2 protein-coding genes are annotated in these 2,740 nt (G+C 29.7%); both read left to right on the top strand.

Annotated elements, in window-relative coordinates; all coding sequences use genetic code 11:
• Nucleotides 1-628: 628 nt before the first annotated feature.
• Entirely contained in the window at nucleotides 629-1,144 is a 516-nt protein-coding gene (locus tag H593_RS0115265; RefSeq protein WP_027076425.1) for a nuclear transport factor 2 family protein, read from the top strand.
• A 249-nt stretch (nucleotides 1,145-1,393) separates the two neighbouring features.
• Nucleotides 1,394-2,512: a hypothetical protein gene (locus H593_RS0115260; RefSeq protein ID WP_028873221.1), complete on the top strand. Its 1,119-nt coding sequence runs from the start codon at nucleotides 1,394-1,396 to the stop codon at nucleotides 2,510-2,512.
• Nucleotides 2,513-2,740 lie beyond the last annotated feature (228 nt).

The raw sequence follows: 2,740 nt of genomic DNA, 5'->3' as shown, positions 1-2,740 counted from the left end.
ACTAGCTTAAAGCCGTTTTGAAAAACAAAAATAGAAAAAAATATAGGATTTTTGTTGTTTGCTAACACAGAATCTAACCATACACAACAACGTTAGCGACAATGCACTACGCAAATTTTTGCCAGCTTTTTTCTTCGCGATTTTTTTTTTGACTTTTAAGCCAAATAAAACAAAAAACTCTACTCTTGAAAACCATGTTTGACGTCGGACTCGTTTCTCGTCCGCCAAATTCTGTTCCGTAATGATCTGCGTCGCTCACCTACTCTACTACGTCGGACTAACAAGCTGAACGGCTTATCTTAGCGGTTATTAAAAACACTGTCGCTAACATCACCTATAATTCATTACGGCGGAATTTCCTATCGGAAATTCCCTGCATTTTTGCTATCTTTCGGTCAACACCGGAATAACACTGCGTGTCATTCCGTAACAAACCATAGCCAATCCGTTGTAGGCCATTCCTCTTTTTTCGGGAAGGAAAATAATTACTTTAAGGTAACGTTTTAGATCCCGAAAAGAAGAAAAATACATCTGAAAATAATAAATATAAGTAATTGATTTTCAAAACATTGAAAAAACGTTACTCAGAATTTAAAACCATTTATATTAACCATAAAAATTCACAATAATGAAAAAATTAACTCTGACAATCCTGACTCTAGCAACTTTATTACTTGCATCGTGTGATACAAAAAAAATAGAAGTGTTAAGTGACCAAGATAAAGCAACTATTAAAACGGAGGTTGAAGTAGTAATTAATCAAATTATTGAGAATAGTGAAGCTGGAAATTTTGAAAAGGCAACCGAACCTTACTTAAACAGTCCTGAATTTATTGCCATTAGCAATGGAGTAGTTGCTGATTATACTGGTTATATAAAATCAAATAAAGAATATTTTGGTGCAGTGGCCCATCAAAAGTACAATGAAACCAACATTCTATTTACATATATTGACAAAAAGAATGTCATTATGACTTATATTGGAACAGGACATGCAACATTTAAAGACAAGCAGCAGTTCAAAATAGATCCATTTGCAGCAACATTAGTTTTTAAAAAGATTGATGATTCGTGGAAAGTAACATACTCTAATGAATTTGCAACTATTACTCCTGTTGCCGAGGATTCAACTAACACAAAATAAATACACGGCCTACAACAATGTATATAAAAAATAGGCGAATTAGTACCAAAATCAAAGGTTTTGGTTCGTATCAAACTTTGTGCTTAAACGAAAGTTTCGTGCTTTGTAATCGCCTACTTTTCATATACTAACCGTTGTAAAACATTTGACTAAACCAAAACGCTTGTTTACTTAACAAACAAACTACTTAACTAATTTACTCTTTCATAATATCTAAATGATAAATAGATTTATGGAAAACAATCAACTATGACTAAAAAAAGTGTAATCATAATTTCTCTATTATTTTATTTTTCATATTCCTTTTCACAGCAAAAAGACACAATTTATGGAAAAGTAAAATCTGTTAGAGAACAACTTTCATTTTTAGATAAAAATCACCAGAACATGAAATTATTTAGTAATGAAGGTGATTATGGACATCATGGGTTTTCTAATGCTAAATTCACAAAAGACAGGTTTCATAGTTGGTGGTATAAAACACCTTTTGTTCATTATTCAAATTATTATAAAGAATTTAATGAAAAAGGAAAACCTACAAATGAAGTATGGTTTTATAAAGATGGAGATACTGTAACTACTTACAAATATAAATACGATAAGAAAGATAATTTAATTCAAATTAAAGATATCTATGAAATAGACGATTATACTTCTCGAAATTTCACATATAACTATAAGAACAAAATAAGTTCTTCTATATATTACGCATCATATGATCCGAATTTATACTCATACACAGCATATGTTTATGATTCAATTTCTAATTTAATCAAAATAAAAAGATTTGATGAAGATGGAGAGCGTTCAAGTTGGAAATATAAGTATGATAAAAAAGGAAGAAAGATTGCAGAAATAGTTCACAAACCTTATGTGTATATAAAAAAAGGGAGAACTACTTCATCGAAAAGGGATAGTATTGGTCTAAATAAAGTTAGTGTTAAATATTATTACGATTCTAATGACAATCTTTTAGAAACTGAGCATTATGATTATAGTTCTTATGATAATCTTCCTTCAAAACTTTCTCGAAAAATTCAGAATATATACAAAAATGACTTATTAGAAAAAGTGTTATACATTACTGATACAATTAATAGTTTTACAGAATACTCTTATGATAATCAGAAAAGAAAGACATCAGAAGTCATAACATTTATAAAATACACAGACAGTAATCGCTCATCAGAATATTTTTATAATAAGAAAGGAAATATTAAAAAATTGATTTATACAGAAAAGAACAAACCTGTTATTGTAGATTTTGAGTACTACTTTGACAATCAAAATAACTGGATTAAACAAATCAAATCTGTTAATGGAAAAAAGCTATTTGTTTGGACAAGAGAAATTAATTATTATGACTAAAAACGTTTTACAACAACGTGTATAATTAATTGCTGGTTCTGTGTGTACTCGGAAAATCCTATCGGATTTCCCTCTGGTTCGTTTTCTTTTACTAATTTAGTTGCTAGCCAACGCAACTAACCATACACAACAACGTTAGCTGTAATAATGACCCGTCCTGAAATAAGGCTACATAATTTTAAACATTATGTATAGAAATGACAAAGTAATTAGACGTTACAGCGAACC

Source organism: Psychroserpens burtonensis DSM 12212 (assembly GCF_000425305.1).
GTDB classification, from domain to species: domain Bacteria; phylum Bacteroidota; class Bacteroidia; order Flavobacteriales; family Flavobacteriaceae; genus Psychroserpens; species Psychroserpens burtonensis.
This window is presented reverse-complemented; position numbering and strand designations above follow the sequence as displayed.